Source organism: Pseudomonas sp. SC3(2021), from assembly GCF_019856535.1.
In the GTDB taxonomy this organism is placed as follows: Bacteria; Pseudomonadota; Gammaproteobacteria; order Pseudomonadales; family Pseudomonadaceae; genus Aquipseudomonas; species Aquipseudomonas monsensis.
This window is the reverse complement of sequence record NZ_CP082236.1, coordinates 2,008,968-2,033,799: the sequence shown is the minus strand read 5'-3', so window position 1 is coordinate 2,033,799 and position 24,832 is coordinate 2,008,968. Positions and strand designations below refer to the sequence as shown.

The 24,832-nt window shown below is 59.5% G+C and carries 22 protein-coding genes; 3 read left to right on the top strand and 19 right to left on the bottom strand.

All coding sequences use genetic code 11. The features are described from left to right. Window positions 1–83: 83 nt before the first annotated feature. Complete coding sequence (locus K5Y35_RS08975) at window positions 84–722, top strand: HD domain-containing protein (RefSeq protein WP_128615552.1); 639 nt, start codon at window positions 84–86, stop codon at window positions 720–722. 150 nt (window positions 723–872) lie between these two features. Here the strand turns inward: K5Y35_RS08975 and K5Y35_RS08970 are convergent, their stop codons facing one another. The 8 genes from K5Y35_RS08970 to K5Y35_RS28135 form a co-directional block, all read right to left on the bottom strand. Next, complete coding sequence (locus K5Y35_RS08970) at window positions 873–1,763, bottom strand: ABC transporter permease subunit (protein ID WP_123469660.1); 891 nt, start codon at window positions 1,761–1,763, stop codon at window positions 873–875. Continuing rightward, window positions 1,760–2,641 (bottom strand): ABC transporter permease subunit, encoded by an 882-nt coding sequence (locus K5Y35_RS08965; protein WP_185015842.1) that lies wholly within the window; start codon window positions 2,639–2,641, stop codon window positions 1,760–1,762. The genes K5Y35_RS08970 and K5Y35_RS08965 overlap by 4 nt, the downstream gene beginning before the upstream one ends. A 35-nt stretch (window positions 2,642–2,676) precedes the next feature. After that, entirely contained in the window at window positions 2,677–3,819 is a 1,143-nt protein-coding gene (locus K5Y35_RS08960; RefSeq protein WP_103302476.1) for an ABC transporter ATP-binding protein, read from the bottom strand. Between the two features lie 67 nt (window positions 3,820–3,886). Continuing rightward, a complete protein-coding gene (locus K5Y35_RS08955; RefSeq protein WP_128615879.1) occupies window positions 3,887–4,984 on the bottom strand; it encodes a polyamine ABC transporter substrate-binding protein in 1,098 nt (365 codons plus the stop codon). A gap of 188 nt (window positions 4,985–5,172) precedes the next feature. Next, window positions 5,173–6,282 (bottom strand): polyamine ABC transporter substrate-binding protein, encoded by a 1,110-nt coding sequence (locus K5Y35_RS08950; RefSeq protein ID WP_123469666.1) that lies wholly within the window; start codon window positions 6,280–6,282, stop codon window positions 5,173–5,175. A 171-nt stretch (window positions 6,283–6,453) separates the two neighbouring features. After that, entirely contained in the window at window positions 6,454–7,818 is a 1,365-nt protein-coding gene (locus tag K5Y35_RS08945; protein ID WP_123469668.1) for an aspartate aminotransferase family protein, read from the bottom strand. A 56-nt stretch (window positions 7,819–7,874) separates the two neighbouring features. After that, the gene (locus K5Y35_RS08940) at window positions 7,875–9,233 is read right to left on the bottom strand and encodes a glutamine synthetase family protein (RefSeq protein WP_007967993.1); all 1,359 of its coding nucleotides are present in this window, start codon (window positions 9,231–9,233) and stop codon (window positions 7,875–7,877) included. 96 nt (window positions 9,234–9,329) lie between these two features. Continuing rightward, a complete protein-coding gene (locus K5Y35_RS28135; RefSeq protein ID WP_222834090.1) occupies window positions 9,330–9,686 on the bottom strand; it encodes a gamma-glutamyl-gamma-aminobutyrate hydrolase family protein in 357 nt (118 codons plus the stop codon). Window positions 9,687–9,964: 278 nt separating this feature from the next. Between K5Y35_RS28135 and K5Y35_RS08930 the strand changes: the two genes are divergently transcribed. Together K5Y35_RS08930 and K5Y35_RS08925 are read left to right on the top strand one after the other, a co-directional pair. Beyond that, window positions 9,965–11,341, top strand: coding sequence for a glutamine synthetase family protein (locus tag K5Y35_RS08930; RefSeq protein ID WP_128615876.1), 1,377 nt, complete (start codon window positions 9,965–9,967; stop codon window positions 11,339–11,341). A gap of 276 nt (window positions 11,342–11,617) precedes the next feature. Continuing rightward, window positions 11,618–12,250 (top strand): TetR/AcrR family transcriptional regulator, encoded by a 633-nt coding sequence (locus K5Y35_RS08925; RefSeq protein ID WP_222834089.1) that lies wholly within the window; start codon window positions 11,618–11,620, stop codon window positions 12,248–12,250. 186 nt (window positions 12,251–12,436) lie between these two features. Here the strand turns inward: K5Y35_RS08925 and K5Y35_RS08920 are convergent, their stop codons facing one another. From K5Y35_RS08920 to argE, 11 genes are all read right to left on the bottom strand, one after another. Then, window positions 12,437–12,652 carry a molybdopterin-binding protein gene (locus K5Y35_RS08920; protein WP_007967989.1) on the bottom strand — a complete coding sequence of 72 codons (216 nt, stop codon included), beginning with the start codon at window positions 12,650–12,652 and terminating at the stop codon, window positions 12,437–12,439. A 106-nt stretch (window positions 12,653–12,758) separates the two neighbouring features. Beyond that, window positions 12,759–13,565, bottom strand: a complete 807-nt coding sequence (ssuB, locus tag K5Y35_RS08915; RefSeq protein WP_128615875.1) for an aliphatic sulfonates ABC transporter ATP-binding protein — start codon at window positions 13,563–13,565, stop codon at window positions 12,759–12,761. Continuing rightward, complete coding sequence (gene ssuC / locus K5Y35_RS08910; RefSeq protein WP_003229260.1) at window positions 13,562–14,344, bottom strand: aliphatic sulfonate ABC transporter permease SsuC; 783 nt, start codon at window positions 14,342–14,344, stop codon at window positions 13,562–13,564. The genes ssuB and ssuC overlap by 4 nt, the downstream gene beginning before the upstream one ends. Before the next feature lie 8 nt (window positions 14,345–14,352). Further along, window positions 14,353–15,501 (bottom strand): FMNH2-dependent alkanesulfonate monooxygenase, encoded by a 1,149-nt coding sequence (gene ssuD / locus K5Y35_RS08905; RefSeq protein ID WP_222834088.1) that lies wholly within the window; start codon window positions 15,499–15,501, stop codon window positions 14,353–14,355. 25 nt (window positions 15,502–15,526) lie between these two features. After that, window positions 15,527–16,492, bottom strand: a complete 966-nt coding sequence (locus tag K5Y35_RS08900) for a sulfonate ABC transporter substrate-binding protein (RefSeq protein WP_007913834.1) — start codon at window positions 16,490–16,492, stop codon at window positions 15,527–15,529. A 91-nt stretch (window positions 16,493–16,583) separates the two neighbouring features. Beyond that, entirely contained in the window at window positions 16,584–17,177 is a 594-nt protein-coding gene (gene ssuE, locus K5Y35_RS08895; RefSeq protein WP_123469677.1) for an NADPH-dependent FMN reductase, read from the bottom strand. A 237-nt stretch (window positions 17,178–17,414) separates the two neighbouring features. Then, a complete protein-coding gene (locus K5Y35_RS08890) occupies window positions 17,415–18,053 on the bottom strand; it encodes a peroxiredoxin (RefSeq protein ID WP_123469679.1) in 639 nt (212 codons plus the stop codon). 296 nt (window positions 18,054–18,349) lie between these two features. Next, window positions 18,350–19,717, bottom strand: coding sequence for an OprD family porin (locus tag K5Y35_RS08885; RefSeq protein ID WP_128615873.1), 1,368 nt, complete (start codon window positions 19,715–19,717; stop codon window positions 18,350–18,352). A 416-nt stretch (window positions 19,718–20,133) separates the two neighbouring features. Further along, on the bottom strand, window positions 20,134–21,462 hold the full coding sequence (locus K5Y35_RS08880; protein WP_222834087.1) for an OprD family porin: 1,329 nt from the start codon (window positions 21,460–21,462) through the stop codon (window positions 20,134–20,136). 606 nt (window positions 21,463–22,068) lie between these two features. Continuing rightward, entirely contained in the window at window positions 22,069–23,367 is a 1,299-nt protein-coding gene (gene argA / locus K5Y35_RS08875) for an amino-acid N-acetyltransferase (protein ID WP_123469685.1), read from the bottom strand. A 270-nt stretch (window positions 23,368–23,637) separates the two neighbouring features. Then, window positions 23,638–24,801: an acetylornithine deacetylase gene (gene argE, locus K5Y35_RS08870; protein ID WP_123469686.1), complete on the bottom strand. Its 1,164-nt coding sequence runs from the start codon at window positions 24,799–24,801 to the stop codon at window positions 23,638–23,640. Between the last annotated feature and the right edge of the window lie 31 nt (window positions 24,802–24,832).

Genomic DNA, 24,832 nt, shown 5'->3' with positions numbered 1-24,832 from the left:
CATGGGTCGATTGTTCGCTTCCAGCGCCGGGAACAGACTTTCCCCATCAGCGCCACAACGGCGTTTCAGTGAGGAAACCTGCCATGACCACGACCATCGCCGGCATCAAAATCCCCGACAGCGCCCTCGCTCGGGCCAGCACCGAATACATCCGCGACATCGAATCCGACCTGCTCTACCACCACTCGCGCCGGGTCTTTCTATTCGGCGCATTGAGCGGCGAGCGCCAGCAACTGGCTTACAACCCGGAGCTGCTTTACGTCGGCGCAATGTTCCATGACCTCGGTCTGGTCGAAGGTCACCGCAGTGATGACGAGCGTTTCGAAGTGGACGGCGCCAACGCGGCAGCGGCGTTTCTCAAACCGTACGGGCTCAGCGATGACGACATCGAGCAGGTCTGGCTGTCGATTGCCCTGCACACCACGCCAGGCGTGCCGAAGTATCTGCGCCCGACGGTGGCGCTGGTCACCGCTGGCGTCGAGATGGATGTGCTGGGCATGGATTACGCCGCGTTCAGCACCGTGCAGCGTGAGGCGGTGGTGCATGCGCATCCGCGCGGAGAAGGGTTCAAGGAGTGCATCATCTGCGCGTTTGCCGACGGCTTGCGCCATCGTCCGCAGACCACGTTCGGCAATGTGAAGACCGATGTATTGAAAGATCAGGAGCCGGGGTTCAAGCCGATGAACTTTGTCGAGGTCATCCGTAACTCTCCCTGGATTTGAAGATCACCAGAAACAAACTGTGGGAGCGAGCTTGCTCGCGAATGCGGTGGGTCAGGCAACATTTCCATCGACTGACACGCCCTCTTCGCGAGCAAGCTCGCTCCCACAGGGATTGGGGTTGATCACAGATCTGTAATCAACCCCATTGGCTTACGCCGCTTCCGGAGCCGGTGCGCGACGTACGTCCGGTTGTTTCCACGAATCGGCGGCGCCTTCTTCGATGGCTTGCTGGATGGCTTTTTTGCGCGCCTCTTCGGCACGGCGGCTGAAGAACCAGACCATGAAGGTCACCAGCGATACCGCCAGCAGAATCAGGCTGGCCACGGCATTGATCTCCGGCTTCACGCCCAGACGCACCGCCGAGAACACTTCCATCGGCAGGGTCGTCGAGCCCGGCCCGGAGACGAAGCTCGCCAGCACCAGGTCGTCCAGCGACAGAGCAAACGACATCATGCCGCCCGCTGCCAGCGACGGCGCGATCATCGGGATGGTGATCAGGAAGAACACCTTCCACGGCCGTGCACCGAGGTCCATGGCCGCTTCTTCGATCGACAGGTCCAGCTCACGCAGACGCGCCGACACCACCACCGCCACATAAGCCGCACAAAACGTCGTGTGGGCGATCCAGATGGTGACGATGCCTCGCTCCTGCGGCCAGCCGATCATCTGCGCCATCGCCACGAACAGCAGCAACAGCGACAGACCGGTGATCACTTCCGGCATCACCAACGGCGCGGTGACCAGGCCACCGAACAGCGTGCGGCCCTTGAAGCGGGTGATGCGGGTCAGCACGAACGCTGCCAGCGTGCCCAGCGCCACCGCGGCGACCGCGGTGTAGCAGGCGATTTCCAGCGAGCGCAACACCGAGCCCATCAATTGCGTGTTGTCGAGCAGGCCGACGTACCACTTGATCGACCAGCCGCCCCACACTGTCACCAGTTTCGAGGCGTTGAACGAGTAGATCACCAGGATCAGCATCGGCAGGTAGATGAACAACAAACCCAGAACCAGCATCAGGCTGGAGAAACGGAAGCGCTTCATTCTTTACCCTCCATTTCCTTGGCCTGACTGCGGTTGAACAGGATGATCGGCACAATCAGGATCGCCAGCATCACCACCGCCAGGGCGGACGCCACCGGCCAGTCACGGTTGTTGAAGAACTCTTGCCAGAGCACTTTACCGATCATCAGGGTTTCCGGGCCGCCAAGCAGTTCCGGGATCACGAACTCGCCCACCACCGGGATGAACACCAGCATGCAGCCGGCGATGATGCCGTTTTTCGACAGCGGCACGGTGATTTTCCAGAAGCTGTTGAAGGTGCTCGAACCGAGATCCGACGCCGCTTCCAGCAGACTGGTGTCGTGTTTGACGAGGTTGGCGTACAGCGGCAGGATCATGAACGGCAGATACGAATAGACCACACCGATGTACACGGCGAGGTTGGTATTGAGGATCTGCAGCGGCTCGTCGATCAGGCCCATGCTCATCAGGAACCCGTTGAGCAGGCCGTTGTTGCTGAGGATGCCCATCCACGCGTAAACGCGGATCAGAATCGCGGTCCAGGTCGGCATCATGATCAGCAGCACCAGCACCGTTTGCAGCTCTTTACGGGCACTGGCGATGGCGTAGGCCATCGGGTAGCCGATCAGCAGGCAGAGAAGGGTGCTGAAAAACGCCATCTTCAGCGAGCCGAGGTACGCGGCAATGTACAACTCGTCGTCGCCGAGCATCGCGTAGTTGCCCAGGTTCAGCAGCAACTGCAGCTTCTGCTCGGCGAAGGTGTAGATCTGGGTGTACGGCGGGATGGCCACGTCGGCTTCGGCGAAGCTGATCTTCAGCACGATGAAGAACGGCAGCATGAAGAACAGAAACAGCCAGATGAACGGGACCCCGATGACCAGTTGGCGGCCACCGGGAATTATTCGATTGAGGCGGCGTTTGAATTTGCGCATGTTCATGAGCGAAGTACCACGCCGCTGTCGTCTTCCCACCACACGTAAACCTGGTCACCCCAAGTCGGGCGGGCGCCGCGGCGTTCGGCGTTGGCGACGAACGATTGCACCAGCTTGCCGCTCGGCAGCTCGACGTAGAACACCGAGTGACCGCCCAGGTAGGCGATGTCATGCACCTTGCCGCTCGACCAGTTGTATTCGCAGGTCGGCTGATCGGCGGTGACCAGCAGTTTCTCCGGACGGATCGCGTAGGTGACCGACTTGTCCTGCACCGACGTGCTGATGCCGTGGCCGACGTAGATCTGCCGGTCGAGGTCCTTGCAGGTGATGGTCGCGTGGCCTTCGGCGTCGTCGATCACTTCGCCTTCGAAGATGTTCACGTTGCCGATGAATTCGCAGACCAGACGGCTGGTCGGGGTTTCGTAGATGTCGATCGGGCTGCCGATCTGGGCGATCCAGCCCAGGTGCATGATCGCGATGCGCTCGGCCATGGTCATGGCCTCTTCCTGGTCGTGGGTCACCATCACGCAGGTCACGCCCACGCGCTCGATGATCTCCACCAGCTCCAGTTGCATCTGCGACCGCAGTTTCTTGTCCAGTGCGCCCATCGGCTCATCGAGCAACAGCAGCTTCGGCCGCTTGGCCAGGGAACGCGCCAGCGCCACGCGCTGCCGCTGACCGCCGGACAGTTGATGCGGCTTGCGCTTGGCGTACTGGCTCATCTGCACCAGCTTGAGCATTTCAGCTACGCGGGCGTCGATCTCGGCCTTGGGAATCTTGTCCTGCTGCAGGCCGAACGCGATGTTCTGCGCCACAGTCATGTGCGGGAACAGGGCGTACGACTGGAACATCATGTTGATCGGTCGCTCGTACGGCGGCATGTCGGTGATGTCGACGCCGTCGAGGAAAATGCGCCCCTCCGTGGGCCGTTCGAACCCTGCCAGCATCCGCAGCAGGGTGGATTTGCCCGATCCCGAACCGCCGAGCAGGGCGAAGATCTCGCCCTTCTTGATTTCCAGGGACACATCGTCCACGGCAATCGTCTCGTCGAACTTCTTCGTGACCCGGTCGATTTTGACCAACACCTGTTTAGGTGTCTGGTCGCCCTCGAGGGCTTTCTTATAGGCGCCGGAGGCAACTGCCATTTACGAAACTCCCAGAAAAAAACAGTGCAGTTCGCCCAATGCAGACGAACCCAGGATAGTTTGTGCCTTACTTGCCCGACTTGACCTTGGTCCAGCTACGGGTCATCAAACGCTGAATATTGGGTGGCAACTCGACCGACACGTAAGTCTTGTCGAGAACGGCCTGCGGTGGATAAACCGCTGCATCGGTGCGGATGGACTGTTCCATCAGCTTGTCCGCCCCCGGGTTGGGGTTGGCGTAACCGACGTAATCACTGACCTGGGCGATGACCTCAGGTTTCAGCAAATAGTTGATGAAGGCGTGCGCCTCCTTGACGTTGGACGAGTCCTTCGGAATCGCCAGCATGTCGAACCACAGCGCGCCGCCTTCTTTTGGAATCGAGTACGCGATGTTCACGCCTTTCTTGGCTTCCTCGGCGCGATGCTTGGCCTGGAACATGTCACCGGAGAAACCGATGGCCACGCAGATGTCGCCGTTGGCCAGGTCGCCGATGTATTTGGACGAGTGGAAGTAGGTCACGTAAGGACGCACCGCGAGCAACTTGTCGGTGGCTTTTTCGTAATCCTTGGGGTTGGTGCTGTTGGCGTTCAGGCCCATGTAGTTGAGCACGGTCGGCATCATTTCATCCGCCGAATCGAGGAACGCGACGCCGCAGCTGTGCAGTTTCTTGATGTTCTCGGGCTCGAACAGCACGCTCCAGGAGTCGATCTTGTCGACACCGAGCACTTCCTTGACCTTGTCGACGTTGTAACCGATGCCGTTGGTACCCCACAGGTACGGCACGGCGTACTGGTTGCCGGGATCGTTCTGCTCCAGGCGCTTGAGCAGCACCGGGTCGAGGTTGGAATAGTTCGGCAATTGCGCCTTGTCGAGCTTCTGAAACGCGCCCGCCTTGATCTGCTTGCCGAGGAAGTGGTTCGACGGCACGACCACGTCGTAACCGGTACGCCCGGCCAGCAGCTTGCCTTCCAGGGTTTCGTTGGAATCGAACACGTCGTAGACCGGTGTGATCCCGGTGGCTTTCTGGAAGTCGGCCAGGGTCGTCTCGCCGATGTAGTCCGACCAGTTATAAATATGCACCGTACCGGCGGCCTGGGCTCCGACAGCAATGGTCAGGCCGGCAGTGGCCAGCAGGGCTTTGCGCAAAGAAGAAAAAATAGGCAAGTGGAGGTCCTCTAATTTAATTGGGCCCAAGTTGCCCCGCGTTACATGACAGCCATGGCTGCCCGGAAACAAAACCGGCGCGCAACTTACCCTCGAAAAACCGTTCCTGCAAAACTTCCTGTCATTTAATTGATCCGCTGACCGCCCTCACAAACGACGACGGCCAGCGGTTACGGCTTCAAACCGGCTTATTTACCGGATTTGATCTTGGTCCAGCTGCGGGTCAATTCACGCTGGGTCGCCGCTGGCAGATCGGCGATGGCATACAACTTGGCCTGCACATCGGCTGGCGGGTAGATGCCTGGATCGCTGGTGATGTCTTTCTCTACCAGAGGTGTTGCAGCGGCGTTACCGTTCGGGAAGCGTACGGCGTTGGTGATGCTGGCCATGACTTCAGGCTTCTGCAGGAAGGTCATGAACTTGTAGGCGCCTTCAACGTTTTCGGCATCCTTCGGAATCGCGACCATGTCGAAGAAGCTGCCCGCGCCTTCCTTCGGAATGGCGTAGCTGACTTTGACCTTGTCACCGGCCTCGGCAGCACGGGACTTGGCCTGCTGCACGTCACCCGAGTAGCCGACCGCTACGCAGATGTTGCCGTTGGCCAGGTCCGAGATGTACTTGGAGGAGTGGAAGTAGGTGATCGAAGGACGAATCTTGAGGAACAGTTCCTCGGCCTTCTTGATGTCTTCTTTCTTCTGGCTGTCGGTTGGCAGGCCCAGGTAGTGCAGCGCGACCGGCAGCATTTCGGTCGGCGAATCGAGGAAGCTCACACCACAGCCCTTGAGCTTGGCGATGTTTTCCGGCTTGAGCAGCACGTCCCACGAGTCGATGGTGTCGACGCCCAGCGCAGCCTTGACCTTCTCCGGGTTGTAGCCGATGCCGATCGAGCCCCACATGTACGGGAAGGCGTGCTTGTTGCCCGGGTCGCTGACCGATACGGCCTTGAGCAGGTCCTGGTTCAGGTTCTTCCAGTTAGGCAGCTTGGACTGATCCAGTTCCTGATAAACGCCGGCCTTGATCTGCTTGGCCAGGAAGTTGTTCGACGGCACAACGACGTCGTAACCGGACTTGCCCGCCAGCAGTTTGGCTTCCAGGGTTTCGTTGCTGTCGAATACGTCGTAGACAACCTTGATCCCCGACTCCTTCTCGAAGTTGGCGATGGTGTCCGGGGCGATGTAGTCGGACCAGTTGTAGACGTGCAGCACCTTGTCGTCCGCGTGAACCGCACCCGCCATCATGCCCGCTACGGACAAAGCGAGAAGAGTCTTGCCAGCAAGCTTTTTACCTAATGCCTTCATGCGTCATGCTCCAAATTTTTCTTTTTTGAACCACTCTGTTCAGCGGCCGAACCCCGACAACTGGAACCGCGGCTAGTCTGGCAAGATCGGAGGCGGTCTTTCAACAAAAGGCCGACCTTTCTGACACCATCGAGCGAGAGCGCCGCAGCTCCCTCGCTCGAAGCCTAGCACTTAGGCCTGCAACGCACTGAGGGTCAGGTCCAGACACTTGCGTGCCTTTGTAACCAGCTCGTCGATCTCCGCCTTGCTGATCACCAGCGGCGGCGCAATGATCATGGTGTCGCCCACGGCGCGCATGATCAGGCCGTTATCGAAGCAGAACTGCCGGCAGATCATGCCCACGCCACGACCTTCGTAACGCTTGCGAGAGGCCTTGTCCTGCACCAGCTCGATCGCCCCGAGCAGACCGACCCCGCGCACTTCACCTACCAACGGGTGATCGTTGAGTTCGCGCAGACGTTTCTGCAAATACGGTGCCGTTTCGTTACGCACGTTCTCGATAATTTTCTCGTCGCGCAAAATCCGGATATTTTCCAGACCCACCGCTGCTGCCACCGGGTGCCCGGAGTAGGTGAAGCCGTGGTTGAAATCACCACCTTCGTTGAGCACCTTCACCACTTCGTCGCGAACGATCAGGCCACCCATCGGGATGTAGCCGGAGGTCAGGCCTTTGGCGATGGTCATCATGTCCGGTTTCAGGTCGTAGAAATCCGAACCGAACCACTGACCGGTACGGCCGAAACCGCAGATCACTTCATCCGCCACGAACAGAATGTCGTACTTGGCGAGGATTTCCTTGATGCGCGGCCAGTAGCTGTCGGGCGGAATAATCACGCCACCAGCGCCCTGAATCGGCTCGGCAATAAAGGCACCGACGTTGTCCACGCCGACTTCAAGAATTTTCTCTTCCAGCTGGTTGGCCGCCCAGAGGCCGAACTCTTCCGGCGACATGTCGCCGCCCTCGGCGAACCAGTACGGCTGCGCGATGTGGACGATGCCCGGAATCGGCAAGTCGCCCTGCTCGTGCATATAGGTCATGCCACCCAGGCTCGCGCCGGCCACGGTGGACCCGTGATAGCCGTTCTTGCGGCTGATGATGACTTTCTTGTTCGGCTGGCCCTTGATCGCCCAGTAGTGGCGAACCATGCGCAGCATGGTGTCGTTGCCTTCGGAGCCCGAGCCGGTGAAGAACACGTGGTTCATGCCTTCAGGTGCCACGTCGGCGATGGCCTTGGCCAGCTCCAGTGCCGGCGGGTGCGCGGTCTGGAAGAACAGGTTGTAGTAAGGCAGTTCGCGCATTTGCTTGGCAGCCGCGTCAGCCAGCTCATCGCGGCCATAACCGATCGCCACGCACCACAGACCCGCCATGCCATCGAGGATCTTGTTGCCCTCGCTGTCCCACAGGTACACGCCCTTGGCGTTGGTGATGATCCGTGGGCCCTTCTCTTTCAGCTGCTTGAAGTCGCTGAACGGGGCCAGGTGGTGATCGCTGCTCAGGGCTTGCCACTCACGGGTTTGCGGGTTGTTGCTGGTCATGCCAATTCTCCTTGTTATCGGTGAAGGCACGGCTGCTGCCAGCCGTGCCCGGCGTATCAGACGGCGAAGAGCAGGTACTCACGCTCCCAGGAACTGATCACGCGCTTGAAGTTTTCATGCTCGGCCCGTTTAACCGCGACGTAGCCAGTGATGAAGGTTTTGCCCAGGTATTTCTCGATGGTCGCGCTGTTTTCCATGCGCTCGAGGGCGTCTTCGATGGTCAGCGGCAGGCGCAGGTTGCGGCGTTCATAGCCACGGCCAACGACTGGCGCGCTCGGGTTGAGGCCCTCGACCATGCCGATGTAGCCGCAGAGCAGGCTTGCGGCAATCGCCAGGTACGGGTTGGCGTCGGCGCCCGGCAGGCGGTTTTCCACACGGCGATTCTGCGGCCCGGCATCCGGGACGCGCAGGCCCACGGTGCGATTCTCTTCACCCCACTCCACGTTCACCGGCGCCGAGGTGTCCGGCAGGAAGCGGCGGAACGAGTTGACGTTCGGCGCGAACAGCGGCAGCAATTCCGGGATCAGTTTCTGCAGGCCACCGATGTGGTGCAGGAACAGCTGACTCATGGTCCCGTCTTCATTGGAGAACACGTTCTTGCCGGTCTCGATGTCGATGATGCTCTGGTGCAAGTGCATCGCACTGCCCGGCTCACCGGTCATCGGCTTGGCCATGAAGGTGGCGGCCACGTCGTGCTTGAGCGCGGCTTCGCGCATGGTGCGTTTGAACACCAGGATCTGGTCGGCCAGCGACAGGGCGTCGCCATGACGGAAGTTGATTTCCATCTGCGCCGTGCCGTCTTCGTGGATCAGCGTGTCGAGGTCCAGCTCCTGCAGTTCGCACCAGTCGTAGACGTCTTCGAACAGCGGGTCGAATTCGTTCGCCGCTTCGATGGAGAACGACTGACGACCGATTTCCGGACGGCCCGAACGGCCAATCGGCGGCTGCAACGGATAGTCAGGGTCGTCGCTGCGCTTGGTCAGGTAAAACTCCATTTCCGGCGCGACGATCGGCTGCCAGCCCTTGTCGGCGTAGAGTTTCAGGACTTTCTTGAGCACGTTGCGCGGCGACAGCTCGATCGGGTTGCCTTGCTTGTCGTAGGTGTCGTGGATCACCTGGGCGGTCGGCTCGATCGCCCACGGCACCAGGTACACGGCGTTCTGGTCGGGGCGGCAGATCATGTCGATGTCGGCCGGATCGAGCAGTTCGTAATAGATGTCGTCTTCAACGTAGTCGCCGGTCACGGTCTGCAGCAACACACTCTCTGGCAGGCGCATGCCTTTTTCGGCGATGAACTTGTTGGTCGGCGAGATCTTGCCGCGGGTGATACCGGTCAAGTCGCCGATCATGCATTCGACTTCTGTGATCTTGTGGTCTTTCAACCAATCGGTGAGCTGGTCGAGGTTGTTACTCATAAATGCCTCTGGGCTGAGTCTCCTGACAGGGGTGTCAGGCAAAGTTTGACGCCGTGACGTCGCGTTAAAGGGAGCTTGCTTGCGCGCAGTGCCGGCTTACGCCTGGCACCGCGCATCAACAATGAAAGAGGAGCTTACCTGCCCTTTACGCTGGCGTTGCATTTCCTGTGCACATTCAAGGCGTGCAGAATCATGAGCACGGCTCGAAGAGCGGCACAGGCTTTGGGACTCAAAGGGATCTATAGTGAAAGGAGACGCCATAAACAGGATGCCTTGCCGTACGTCCAGAATAACGGACGCGACCGTTCTGGCTGCTGCCGACGAGACCGGCGTAGACAGCCCGCGAGCCTTGCTGGCTGCGCTACGGACGGATTGATCGCCACTGATGTGATGAGCATGCAGACCGGACTGTTGCGAGCAGTCGGTGATGCCGATTAACGGCAGGCGAGACATGAAGCACCCCGGTATTATTGCTGTTATGGGTTTGATCCGAGCTTAGCCTTGTTCATTTTTTTACACAACACCCCCGTAAAAAATACAACACGGCCTGCTCAAGCCTGCGGGTGCCAAGCGTCCCAAGGATAAAAAACCGCCCCAAAGTGCCCCATAAATGCCCTCGCAGCGCTTTTTTAGGGCAAAAAAGGCCTCGCTTGACTTCGGCAGGCCGTTCGGGTTGACTGAAACCAGAAAAGATCAATGATTGATATTTTTAACAACAAAGGTGTTGCATCATGTCGGTACCCCCGCGTGCCGTTCAGCTTAACGAAGCGAACGCGTTCCTTAAGGAACATCCTGAGGTTCTGTACGTTGACCTTCTGATTGCGGATATGAATGGTGTGGTGCGCGGCAAGCGCATCGAACGCACCAGCCTCCACAAGGTTTACGAGAAAGGCATCAACCTGCCGGCCTCTCTATTTGCTCTGGATATCAACGGCTCTACGGTGGAAAGCACCGGCCTGGGCCTGGACATCGGCGACGCCGACCGGATCTGCTATCCAATCCCCGACACCCTGTGCAACGAGCCATGGCAGAAGCGCCCGACCGCGCAACTGTTGATGACCATGCACGAACTCGAAGGCGATCCGTTCTTCGCCGATCCGCGCGAAGTGCTCCGTCAAGTTGTTGCAAAATTTGACGAGATGGGCTTGACCATCTGCGCCGCGTTCGAACTCGAGTTCTACCTGATCGACCAGGAAAACGTGAACGGCCGTCCACAGCCGCCACGCTCGCCGATCTCCGGCAAACGCCCACACTCGACTCAGGTCTACCTGATCGACGACCTCGACGAATACGTCGACTGCCTCCAGGACATTCTGGAAGGCGCCAAAGAGCAAGGTATTCCGGCCGACGCCATCGTCAAGGAAAGTGCCCCGGCGCAGTTCGAAGTGAACCTGCACCACGTCGCCGACCCGATCAAGGCGTGCGACTACGCGGTACTGCTCAAGCGTCTGATCAAGAACATCGCCTACGACCATGAAATGGACACCACCTTCATGGCCAAGCCGTACCCAGGCCAGGCAGGCAATGGTCTGCATGTGCACATTTCGGTACTCGACAAAGATGGCAAAAACATTTTTGCCAGCGAGGATCCCGAGCAGAACGCCGCGCTGCGTCACGCGATCGGCGGTGTGCTCGAGACCCTGCCGGCGCAGATGGCTTTCCTCTGCCCGAACGTCAACTCGTACCGTCGCTTCGGCGCGCAGTTCTATGTACCGAACTCGCCGTGCTGGGGCCTGGACAACCGCACCGTGGCGATCCGCGTACCGACCGGTTCTGCCGATGCCGTGCGTATCGAGCACCGCGTGGCCGGCGCCGACGCCAACCCGTACCTGCTGATGGCTTCGGTCCTGGCGGGTGTGCATCACGGTCTGGTGAACAAGATCGAACCGGGCGCTCCGGTCGAAGGCAACAGTTACGAGCAGAACGAACAAAGCCTGCCGAACAACTTGCGCGATGCATTGCGTGAGCTGGACGACAGCGAGGTGATGGCCAAATACATCGATCCGAAATACATCGATATCTTCGTCGCCTGTAAAGAGAGCGAGCTGGAGGAGTTCGAACACTCCATTTCCGACCTCGAGTACAACTGGTACTTGCATACCGTTTAAACGGATTGCGAACCAGATAAAACGCCGTCGGCTCCTGCAGCCCACGGCGTTTTTTTATGACCAACCAGCCATCTCTGTTGATGGGGTGGATGGCCGCCTGCGGCGGATCGCTGGCAAGTCGAATCGTCGCACCGCAGCTCCCACAGGTTTCTGCTGGGTACTCAAAATGTGTGTTCTACACAGATCATTGTGGGAGCTGGCTTGCCAGCGATGGCGGTCGACAAGACAACACGGAACCCGGCTCGTACAATGCCCCCTGCCCCGCAGGAGACTTCCATGACGCGTCCCGCCCCCGTCCGCAAACCCCGTGCCCGCAGCCAGGCGCGGATCGATTCGATTCTCGACGCCGCGCGCACACTGCTGGCGGCCGAAGGCGTGGCCAGTCTGTCGATCTACAGCGTCGCCGAGCGCGCACAGATTCCGCCCTCCTCCGTGTACCACTTCTTCGCCAGCGTCCCGGCGCTGCTGGAAGCGCTGACCGCCGATGTGCACGCGGCCTTTCGCGCCTGCCTGCAAGCCCCGATCAATCACCAGGCCCTGCGCGACTGGCGTGACCTGTCGCGGCTGATCGAACAGCGGATGCTGGAGATCTACGACGAAGACGCCGCCGCGCGCCAGTTGATCCTGGCGCAACATGGCCTGACCGAAGTGACCCAGGCCGACCGCCAGCACGACATCGAACTGGGCGACCTGATGCACAAGCTGTTCGATCATCACTTCGAATTGCCAAGGCTGCCGGAGGATGTCGATGTGTTTGCGCTGGCGATGGAGCTCGGCGACCGCGTGTATGCGCGCTCGGTGCAGCAGCACGGTCAGATCACGCCGCGCATGGCCGAGGAAGGGATGCGGGTGTTTGATGCCTATATCGGGTTGTATCTGCCGCCTTATCTGCCCAAAAGAAATCTCTAGCGCCCTCACCGCCCCCTTCGCGAGCAAGCTCGCTCCCACAGTGATTTGTAGTGAACACAACATCTGTGAACGACACCGAACCTGTGGGAGCGAGCTTGCTCGCGAAGGCCGCGCCGCAGTTTTCAGATCAGGCACAAAAAACCCCGAAGGGCTCACGCCCTCCGGGGTTGTTTTTTACTCACCGGCTTACAACTTGGCGATCGACACCTCGGTGGATTTCACAAAGGCAATGACTTCGCTGCCCACCGCCAGTTCGAGCTCTTTGACCGAACGGGTGGTGATCACCGAAGTGACGATGCCGGAGGCGGTCTGCACGTCGATTTCCGACAGCACGTCGCCGAGAACGATCTCCTTGATCGAGCCTTTGAACTGGTTGCGCACGTTGATGGCTTTGATAGTCATGATATTTCTCCTGGGGTCGAAATAAGCTGCAAGTAGCGAGTTTCAAGCGGCAAGCAAAAGCACAGCGCTTTTACTTGCAGCTTGTAGCTTGCCGCTTGAAGCTGCTTCATTGCGCCCAACGCAATTGCGTAGGCAGGGGTGAAACGGGTTCCGGCTCTGGCGGCTCGCCAGGCAGGGACAAAACTCGGTTGAGCACTTCGGTTTCCAGCGCCGCCAGCCGGTGCGATCCGCGCACTCGCGGACGCGGCAATTCAACTTGCAGGTCAAGGCCGACTTCGCCGTCCTCGATCAGAATCACCCGGTCGGCAATCGCTACCGCCTCGCTGACGTCGTGGGTCACCAGCAACACGGTGAAGCCGTGCTGCTGCCACAAGCGCTCGATCAATTGCTGCATCTCGATCCGGGTCAGGGCGTCCAGCGCACCGAGCGGTTCGTCGAGCAGCAGCAGGCGCGGTTGGTGGATCAACGCCCGGGCCAGCGCAACACGCTGCTTCTGCCCGCCGGATAGGGCCGCCGGCCACTCGTTGGCGCGATCGGCCAGACCGACCGCCTCCAGCGCTGCCAGCGCCTGCGGGCGCCAGTTGCCTTTGAGGCCGAGGCCGACGTTGTCGATGATCTTTTTCCACGGCAGCAGCCGCGCTTCCTGAAACATCAACCGCGTGTCATCCCGCGCATCGCTGAGCGGTGCGGCGCCGGCCAGCAAGTCGCCGCCAGTCGGCTGGTCGAGGCCGGCGAGCAAGCGCAGCAAGGTGCTCTTGCCGCAACCGCTGCGCCCGACCACAGCGACGAATTGCCCCGCCGGAATGTGCAGGTCGATGTCACGCAGCACCTGCCGCGCACCGAAGGTTTTCTGCAGGTTGCGCACCACCAGCGGAATCCCGCGCAGCAGGCGTGGAGGTTGTTGAGCCGTCATGCCGCACCTCCCTTGGCAACCTGATAGGCCGGATGCCAGCGCAGCCACACACGTTCCAGTCCACGGGCGGCGAGGTCGGCGAGTTTGCCGAGCACGGCGTAAAGCAGGATCGCCAGCACCACCACGTCGGTCTGCAAAAACTCGCGGGCATTCATCGCCAGATAACCGATGCCGGAGCTGGCGGAAATGGTTTCCGCGACGATCAGCGTCAGCCACATGAAGCCCAGCGCGAAGCGCACGCCGACCAGAATCGAAGGCAGCGCGCCCGGCAGAATCACCTGCCAGAACAGGCTGAAACCGGACAGGCCGTAACTGCGCGCCATCTCCACCAGCGCCGGGTCGACGTTGCGGATGCCGTGATAAGTGTTGAGGTAGATCGGGAACAACGTGCCCAACGCCACCAGGAAAATCTTCGCCGACTCGTCAATCCCGAACCACAGAATCACCAGCGGAATCAGCGCCAGGTGCGGCACGTTGCGGATCATCTGCACCGAGCTGTCGAGCAAACGCTCACCCCACTTCGACAGGCCAGTGATGAAGCCCAGCACCAGGCCGATGCTGCCACCGATGGTGAAGCCCAGCGCCGCGCGCCAGCCGCTGATGGCCAGGTGCGTCCAGATCTCGCCGCTGCGCACCAGACTGACGCCGGCTTCGATCACCGCCACCGGCGCCGGCAGGATCCGCGTCGACAACCAACCGGCCGACACCGACAACTGCCACACCGCCAGCAACAACACCGGCAACGCCCAGGGCGCGAGGCTGTGGATAATTTTCTTCATGGCGCGCCTCAGCTCTGCGACGCGGCTTTGGGAAGAATGTCGTTGGCGACCATCTCGCCGAACGGGCTGACATAACCGGCGCTTTTCGGCTGTTCCGGACGCTCGATGTCGAGGTGCGGGAACAGCAGTTCAGCGACGCGGTACGACTCTTCGAGGTGTGGATAACCGGAGAAGATAAAGGTGTCGATGCCCAGATCCGCGTATTCCTTCACTCGCGCCGCCACGGTCGGGCCATCGCCGACCAGCGCCGTACCGGCACCGCCGCGCACCAGACCGACGCCGGCCCACAGGTTCGGGCTGACTTCGAGGTTGTCGCGGCTGCCGCCGTGCAGCGCGGCCATGCGTTGCTGACCGACCGAATCGAAGCGCGCCAGCGATGCCTGCGCACGCTTGATGGTGTCATCGTCCAGATGCGAGATCAGGCGATCCGCCGCTTGCCACGCTTCAGCGTTGGTTTCCCGCACGATCACATGCAGACGAATACCGAAGCGCACGGTGCGTCCGAGCCTGGCGGCTTTGGCGCGCACCTGCGCAATCTTCTCGGCCACGGCTGCTGGCGGCTCGCCCCAGGTCAGGACCATCTCGACCTGTTCAGCGGCCAGGTCCTGCGCCGCTTCCGACGAGCCACCGAAGTACAGCGGCGGACGCGGCTGCTGGATCGGCGGATAGAGCAGCTTGGCACCCTTCACGCTGATGTGTTCACCGTCGTAATCGACGGTCTCGCCTTCCAGCACCCGACGCCAGATCCGGGTGAACTCCACCGAGGCCTGATATCGCGCCTCGTGATCGAGAAACAGACCGTCGCCGGCCAACTCCTCCGGGTCACCGCCGGTCACCAGGTTGAACAACGCACGACCGCCGGACAGACGATCCAGCGTGGCGGCCTGGCGCGCTGCCACCGTCGGGGAAATGATCCCGGGGCGCAGGGCAACGAGGAACTTCAGGCACTGTGTCACCGGTATCAGCGATGCTGCCACCAGCCACGAGTCTTCGCAGGAACGGCCGGTGGGAATCAGCACGCCGCCGAAGCCCAGACGATCCGCCGCCTGCGCGACCTGTTGCAGATAACCGTGGTCGACGGCGCGAGCGCCTTCGGCGGTGCCAAGGTAATGGCCGTCGCCGTGGGTAGGCAGGAACCAGAAGATATTGAGGCTCATGGAGTGGTCTCCTTGGGGATTCGAATTACTGCGCCTTGGCCACAGCGGCCGGTGGTGTCCAGATCACATCCTTGATGCTCAGCGGCTTGGGAATCAGCTTGAGCTGGAAGAACGTGTCAGCGATTTTCTGTTGCGCAGCGACCACTTCCGGGGTCAGGAACAGTGCGCCGTAACCCTGGCGTTTCACCGAGGTCAGGGTGATGTCCGCCGGCAGACCAAGCAGTGGCGCGACTTGTTGGGTGACGTCTTCAGGGTTGGCCTTCGACCATTCGCCGACGGCGCGCACTTCTTCGACGAGGGTCTTGATCACCTCAGGATTCTTCTGTGCGTAGGGCTTGGTCGCGAGATAGAACTGGTGGTTGTCGACGATGCCTTTGCCATCGCGCAGGGTGTGCGCTTGCAGTTGTTTCTCGGCAGCGGCCTGGTACGGATCCCAGATGACCCAGGCATCGACGCTGCCACGCTCGAACGCGGCGCGGGCATCGGCGGGCGGCAGGAATACGGTTTGAATATCGGAGTATTTGAGGCCGGCGTCTTCCAGCGCACGCACCAGCAGGTAGTGGACGTTGGAGCCTTTGTTCAGGGCGACTTTCTTGCCCTTGAGATCGGCCACCGATTTGATCGGCGAGTCCTTCGGTACGAGGATCGCTTCGCTGTTCGGCGCTGGTGGCTCGTAGGCGACGTAGAGCAGATCGGCGCCCGCCGCCTGGGCAAACACCGGCGGGGTTTCGCCAGTGACACCGAAGTCGATCGAACCGACGTTCAGGCCTTCGAGCAGTTGCGGGCCACCAGGGAATTCAGTCCATTGCACGTCGACGCCTTGGGCGGCCAGACGTTTTTCCAGCGTGCCTTTGGCTTTGAGCAGCACCAGCGTGCCGTACTTCTGATAGCCGATTCGAAGCGTCTCGGCCTGAGCTTGAGTGATGGCGCCGAAGGTGACAGCCGCAGCAAACAGAGCGACCAGACCACGACGCAAAAATACAGTGCGCATAGCGCTCTCCTATTTTGCTGTTGGGTTTTGGCTGCACCTGCTTAACCGTTAGCGGCTGAGTAAGGTGAGTTACATCAAGTTCCGGTGAGGCTTAAATGCTCCAGCGAGCACTCAATAAACGTTCATTCAACAAGCCCGGCTCCAGCGGTTTCGGCCGGCGGGCCATGGCACTGACAAACTGATCCAGCGCTTCGTGCAGACGCTGCTCCAGCGCTGGTGCCAGTTGTGCGGCGGCACTGCCTTCGCCGTAGGCGATCTGGCTGTCCTCGGCGAAAATGCCCTGGAGCATTTCCTGGGCTTTCAACGCCGACAGCACCGGTTTTAGCGCGTAATCGACCACCAGCATGTGAGCGATGCTGCCGCCAGTGGCCATCGGCAAGACAATCTTGTGGTTCAAGGCGCGCTCCGGGAGCAGATCCAGCAACGTCTTCAACGCGCCGGAAAACGAAGCCTTGTACACCGGTGTGGCGATCAGCAGGCCGTCGGCGTTTTCGATCTGTTGCAGCAGGTCGAGCACCTTCGGGCTGTCGAAGCGGGCGTGAAGCAAGTCTTCGGCCGGGAAGTCCCGCACCTGATAACTCACCACTTCCACCCCTTGCTGTTGCAACCAGCGTTGCGAGCGTTCCAGCAACACTCCGGAACGGGAGCGCAGGCTGGGACTGCCACCGAGTGAGACGACCAGCATTCAGAGAATTCCTTGCACGTTACAGGCGATTCGCGGGTTGCGATCTCGCTTCGATGGGAGTGACCTTACCAGCTGATTTATATATCCATAAATCATATTTATTCATTTGGTTATGCGTTTTGGAGATATGTATTCAACCTTCTTTCAGGCAAAAAAAAGGCCGTCGAAACGGCCTGAATCCCCTGCATCGTGGTTTCGTGGTGACTGGACTATGGCCACACCGCAAATCTCACTGACTCACTTGTTCGGCTGCGGCGTCAGGCGCAGGTACGGCTTCACCGCGCGATAGCCTTTTGGAAAGCGTCGTTTGATTTCATCTTCATCCTTGAGCGACGGCACGATCACCACCTCTTCACCGTCCTGCCAGTTGGCCGGGGTGGCCACCTTGTAGTTGTCGGTGAGCTGCAGCGAGTCGATCACCCGCAGGATCTCGTGGAAGTTGCGGCCGGTGCTCGCCGGGTAGGTGATGGTCAGGCGAATCTTCTTGTTCGGATCGATCACGAACAGCGAACGCACGGTCAGCGTGTCGTTGGCGTTCGGGTGGATCAGGTCGTAAAGGTCAGACACCTTGCGATCGGCATCAGCCAGGATCGGGAAGTTGACGATGGTGTTCTGGGTTTCGTTGATGTCTTCGATCCACTTGTGGTGCGAGTCCACCGGGTCGACCGACAGCGCGATGGCTTTGACGCCACGCTGGGCGAACTCATCCTTGAGCTTGGCGGTGAAGCCCAGTTCGGTGGTGCACACCGGGGTGAAGTCGGCCGGGTGGGAGAACAGCACACCCCAGCTATCGCCCAGCCACTCGTGGAAACGAATCTTGCCGGCGCTGGAATCCTGTTCGAAGTCGGGGGCGATGTCGCCGAGTCTGAGGCTCATGATGCTGCTCCTGATGAGTTGTTGGAGAACTCAACTGTAGCTCGGGATTCGACATCATGAAAAAGAATAAATAACTAGATATCTAGATCATTAGTGAATATTAAACTTCTGTTCACTGGACGCTCGACGGCAACCCGACGAACATCGGTCGCAAGGTTCGAGAAGGCCTTGAGTTGCTGTAAAGAGGGAAATTTCGGGAAAGGCCTACGGGGGTGGGCCTGACTCGAAAACGCAAAAGCCCCGTCCGGCGCGATGCCGGACGGGGCTTTTTTTACATCAGGTGCAGGAGCGCGCTATTACAGCAGCGGGATCGAGTAGCTGACGATCAGGCGGTTTTCATCCTGGTCGCGTTGACCCGGGATGTCGTTGCGCCACATAGCGTTTTTCCACATCACGCCAACGTTTTTCAGCGGGCCTTCTGGCACAACGTAACCGATGGTCAGGTCACGTTCCCACTCGGAACGGCCAGTCGCGTTGGTGCTGACCTGACGGTCGCCAACTTTACCGGTGGTGTCGATGTTATCGCCACGCAGGTAAACCACGCCGGCGGTCAGGCCTGGTACGCCAACTTTGGCGAAGTCGTACGAGTAGCGAGCTTGCCAGGTACGCTCACCTGCGCGAGCGAACTTGGCGATCTGCATGTCGGTAGTGATGTATGCCGACGAGCCGTCACCCTGGTTCAGCCAAGGGAAATCGCTGTTGCCGTTGCTGACCTGATAACCGCCACCGAAGGTGTGACCTTCAACGGTGTACAGGAACAAGCCGCTGTACAGGTTGTTGTCTACCTTGCCTTTGGTGATGCCAGTGCCGTAGTCACCAGTGGTGTAGTAGGCAGGGTCGTTACCGTTGGCGCCATCGTCACGGCTGTTGAAGTAACGGAAGTCAGACTTCAGGACGCCCGGACCGATAGCCCAGTTGTGCACCAGACCCAGGAAGTGCTGCTTGTAGTAGTCCTGCAGGTTGCCGTAGTAGTACTGGGCAGTCAGGTCTTTGGTGATTTTGTAGTCACCACCACCGTAAATGAACTTGTTGCTGTCACGACCGGCAGCGGTGTGAGCGTTGGAGCCAGCAATCGACAACTCTTCGTTGTTGCTCGAGTTACGGCCCTTGGCGTGTTCGATCTGACCGGCAACCAGTGTCAGGTCCTTGATCTCGTTCGAGGTGATCTGGCCACCCTGGAAAGTTTGCGGCAACAGACGACCGTCGTTGGTCACGATGACCGGCAGTTTCGGCTGCAGAGTACCCAGCTTCAGCTCGGTCTGGGAGATCTTGGCTTTGGCAGTCAGGCCCAGGCTGGAGAAGTTATCAACCGCTTCGCCGTTGGACTTGCTCGGGAACACAGTGCCACCGTAAGAGGTAGCAGTGGCGCCGTTGGTGCCGCCACCCGAGTCCAGACGCACGCCCACCAGGCCGATGGCGTCGATACCGAAGCCTACGGTGCCTTGGGTGTAACCGGAGATGAAACGCAGATCGAAGCCTTGGCCCCATTCTTCTTGCTTGTTCTGAGCCTTGGCAGCTTTGGTATCGCCATCACGGTTATCAGTGTTGATGTAGAAGTTACGCAGCCCCAAAGTAGCTTTGCTGTCTTCGATGAAACCGGCGGCGCCTGCCTGCTGCGCCATAACCCCTACGGCCACAGCCAGGGCCAAGGTGGACTTGTTCATGTATCGCTCCTCTCGTTTCTAATTCTTTTGCTTTTTTTACTGTCGGTTTCGGATCGATTGCCCGAAATCCTGAACGCTTGATCGCGGCGGACCCTTTACCCCCAGTCAAAGCCGCGAAAGGATACCCCGGCATAGTCCCCAAAAGAATTGTTTCATTCTTTTTCAGAACCCGAAGACATATAGAAGGCACCTCAGACTGGAGGTATCGGCTTCAACACCGATTCCTGAACCCGTCAAATTGTCGAGGGACGAAAATGCCAAAACACCGCAGCGTCTTTTGGACGCTGAACGGGTCTACTTTAAGCATTCGTCGGAGAACATAAAAAGAATAAAAAATGCGCTATAGCTTATATTTTGGAATATAAAAAAATGCGCAAAAAAAACCTTGCCGAGCGGCAAGGTTTTTTAATGACGTGTTACAGGAAGCTGTAGGTGTAGTTGAAGATCAGGCGGGTCTGGTCCTGATCGGCAATATTGATTTGGCTGCCGCGATAAACACCGTTACGCAGGGTCACACCAAAACCTTTGAGCGTGCCCTGTTGAACGGTGTAATCAATCCGCATGTCGCGTTCCCACTCGGACATATCGCTACCGGTGCCATTCGTTGCCTTGATGTTGTCACCATGCAGGTAAGCGATCGACGCTTTGAGACCCGGTACACCCAGACCTGCGAAGTCATAGGAGTACTGACCGAAAGTGGTGTTTTCACCCGCTCGGACGAAACCGTTAATCATGGAGTCGGTGAACAGGTAGAAACTGGCGCCGCCGGCACCTTCAGGGCGACCGTTGCCATCGACCACGTTGCCCTGGTTCAGGTAGACGAAACCACCGTCATCGTTGACGCGTTGATGGCCGAGCAAGAAGGCGTTGCCACCCAAGGTATACGTGAACATGGCGCTCCAGGTCTTGTTGTCGACCTCGCCCGGGGTCTTGGCATAACCACCGTTGTTATTGAAACGGTAGCCTGCGTCCCCGTTCTTGCCATCGGAGCTGCTGTCAAAATAGCGGATATCGGTCTTGAACGACTGATTGGTGTCGATCGGAAAGACGTGCACCAGGCCGAAGAAGTTCTGCTTGTAATAGTCCTGCAGGTTCGAGTGGTAGTACTGCAGAGTCAGGTCTTTGGTGACCTTCCAGTCAGCACCGGCATAACGGAACTGATTGCTGTCTTGGGTACCGCCGGCCACTGCCAGGCCGGTACTGTTTGACGAGGCACGGCCCACGGCATGCTCAAGCTGACCGGCGTTGAAGGTGACGTTGTCGATTTCCTTGGAGGTGATCGTGCCGCCCTCGAAGGTTTGAGGCAGCAGGCGGCTATCGTTCGCGACCAGAATCGGCAAGCTCGGTTGCAGCGCGCCACCCAGGTGCGCTTCGGTCTTGGACAGACGTGCCTTGACGTTACCCGCTATGCGGCTCCAGGACTGCGTGGCCGAACCGTCGGAGTCACTTGGATTGAACGAGTTATTGTCTGGGTGGTGCCCACGACCACCATCCAGGTGAATACCGCTGATCGCCTGCACATCAAGGCCAAAACCGACCGTACCTTGAGTGAAGCCGGACAGGTAATCAAACTTGAAACCCTGCGCGGCTTCTCGCTGATCTGCGCCGCCATCGCGGTTGTCGTTGTTGAAATACATGGTGCGGGAACTAAGGGAAGCCTTGCTGTCTTCGATGAAACCCGCGGCACCTGCCTGCTGCGCCAATACCCCAAAGGCCACAGCCACGGCCAAGGTGGACTTATTCATTGTTAAGCTCCTCTCGTTTCTAATTATTGTTACCTGGCCCGAATCGATGCCCGGGTCTCGAAGGTAAGCGATTAGCGCCAGAGCGTGACCCACAAGTCAATCGTAACCTTATGTGTCTACGACCATAGTCTAATCTCCGGTTTTTTGGTCCATGCAGGTTCATGAATTCGTCATGACACTGAAAAGAATGGATACCTTCTTTTCTAATACCCTTTAGGAATTTAAACCCCGTATTTACAAGCTCTGGCGCTCCCCACGCCAACGCCCCGGTCAATTCCTGAAGAGTATTAAACGGCTCTGTTTATGGTGATTTGCACTGAAGCAATCCGGAAACAATTCCATCACCCCAGCAGTCAACCCAGCGCACTATCCGGATCAATTGTTACAGTTTGTGTGTCGATGGATTTTTTTTCATGCACAGCGAGGCCGCCGTCATTGCCGGAATGAACCCAGCCTTTTCAGACAATGTTTGCAGTGACGGGAATCAGAAGGAGCGTTTCAGATTGGCGGGTTATTCTGCCGATTGCCGACAGCCCATCCATTCGCACAACAGGTGCAGCGATGTGGGGAGCCTGTAGCGCTCCCCCACTCGCCATTCCTGATGAATCAGAGGGTCTTTTCGAAGATCTTCGAGTTGCGCTGATAGTTGTACAGCGACGCCCGCGCCGCTGGCAGGCGTTCAACGCTGCTTGGCTCAAAACCACGCTCGCGGAACCAGTGCGCGGTGCGGGTGGTGAGGACGAACAGGGTTTTCAGGCCTTGCGCCCGGGCACGGGTTTCGATGCGTTCCAGCAGCTCGTCACCGCGACCGCCATGGCGGTACTCCGGGTTCACCGCCAGGCACGCCAGCTCGCCGGCATCCGAATCGGCGATCTGATACAGCGCCGCACAAGCGATGATCATGCCTTCACGCTCGACCACGCTGAACTGCTCGATCTCACGCTCCAGCACTTCACGGGAACGGCGCACCAGAATCCCCTGCTCTTCCAGCGGACTGATCAGATCGAGCAGGCCGCCGACGTCTTCAATCGCCGCCTCGCGCACCAGTTCGAATTGCTCTTGCGCGACCAGCGTGCCGCCACCGTCACGGGTGAACAGCTCGGTCAGCAGCGCGCCGTCTTCGGCGTAGCTGACGATATGGCTGCGCGCCACCCCGCCACGGCAAGCCTCGGCGGCGGCATCCAGCAGTTCGGCCTGATAGTTGTTGCCCAGCCGCGCCAGATGCGCCGGCACCTGTTGCGGACGCAGTTCGCGCACCAGTTTGCCGTTCTCGTCGATCAGACCGAGGTCGGCGCCGAACAGCAGCAGTTTGTCAGCGCCCAGGTCGATCGCGGCGCGGGTGGCGACGTCTTCGCAGGCCAGGTTGAAGATCTCGCCGGTCGGTGAATAGCCCAGCGGCGACAGCAGCACGATCGAGCGCTCGTCGAGCAGGCGGTTGATGCCTTTGCGGTCGACCCGGCGCACTTCACCGGTGTGGTGATAATCAACACCTTCGAGCACGCCGATCGGCCGCGCGGTCACGAGGTTGCCGCTGGCCACGCGCAAGCGCGAGCCCTGCATTGGCGAAGAAGCCATGTCCATCGACAAGCGCGCTTCGATGGCGATGCGCAACTGGCCGACCGCGTCGATCACGCACTCCAGGGTCGCCGCATCGGTGATGCGCATGCCGTGATGGTAATGCGGGGTCAGGCCACGGGCGGCGAGGCGGGTTTCAATCTGCGGGCGCGAACCGTGCACCAGCACCAGACGCACACCAAGGCTGTGCAGCAGGACAATGTCGTGGACGATGTTGCCGAAATTCGGATGCTCCACGCCGTCGCCGGGCAGCATGACGACGAAAGTGCAATCGCGGTGGGCATTGATATAAGGAGACGCGTGGCGAAGCCAATTGACGTATTCGGGCATGAACCTGGGCCTGTAATAAATAGCAGCCGGAAATAGGGGCGAAACGGAAAACGCACAGCGGGCTGATGGTTATCGTCGGAACAGGCTTGGCGACACGCGCGCTCTCCTCATGAATACGGGTTGGGGTGCAGGCAATTTACAGCGTTTAGTTTGGCAAAACACAATCCCTTGTAGGAGTGAGCCTGCTCGCGATAGCGGAGTTTCAGTCAATATCTTCGGTGACTGACTCACCGCTGTCGCGAGCAGGCTCACGCCTACAAGTGTTCACTTTCATTCCTGCGAAGCTGTACCCGTTGTCAGGCAGTAATGTTCAATCAACTGCCGCAGTAGATGCACGGTAGGCTGCAAACGTGACATTTCAAGGTATTCGCCGGGCTGGTGCGCACAGGCGATGTCGCCGGGGCCGAGCACGATGGTTTCGCAACCAAGGCGCTGAAGATAAGGCGCTTCGGTGCCGAACGCTACTGCTTCGGCACTGTGACCGGTAAGCTTTTCCGCGATGCGCACCAGTTCGGCGTCTGCAGCCTGCTCGAATGACGGCACTTCCGGGAACAACGGCTTGTAGTCGATCTTCACCTGATGCCGTTCGGCCACCGGATTGAGCTTGCGCAGAATCTCCGCACGCAGGACTTTCGGGTCCATGCCCGGCAGCGGGCGCAGGTCGAACTCCAGCGAACACTGGCCGCAGATGCGATTCGGGTTGTCGCCACCATGAATACAGCCGAAGTTCAGCGTCGGTTGCGGCACGCTGAACTGCGGGTTGTTGAATTCACGCTGCCACAACAGACGCAGGCCACGCAGTTCGCCGATGGCATCGTGCATCGCCTCGAGGGCGCTGTGCCCCAGGCGCGGATCCGACGAATGGCCGCTCTGCCCGAGGATGTCGATGCGCTCCATCATGATGCCCTTGTGCATGCGGATCGGCTTGAGCCCGGTCGGCTCGCCGATCACCGCCGCGCGCCCGATGGGATGCCCGGCCTCGGCCAGCGCACGGGCGCCGGACATCGAGCTTTCTTCATCGCAAGTGGCGAGAATCAGCAGCGGTTGCCGGAACGGCTGGTCGAGCAACGGCTGCACGGCTTCGATGATCAGGGCGAAGAAGCCCTTCATGTCGCAGCTGCCCAGCCCGACCCAGCGGCCATCGACTTCGGTGAGTTTCAACGGATCGGTCTGCCACAGCGCATCGTCATACGGCACCGTGTCGCTGTGCCCGGCCAGCACCAGTCCGCCCGGGCCGCTGCCGAAACTGGCGAGCAGATTGAATTTTCCGGGGCTGACCTGCTGGATATCGCAACTGAACCCCAGCTCGCCCAGCCATCCGGCGAGCAAATCGATCACCGCCCGGTTGGACTGGTCCAGGTTCGGTTGGGTACAGCTGACCGACGGCGCGGCAATCAGCGCGGCGAACTGGTCTTTCATGGACGGCAAAGGCATCGCTGACTCCAACTCCCGAATTGAAGTCCAT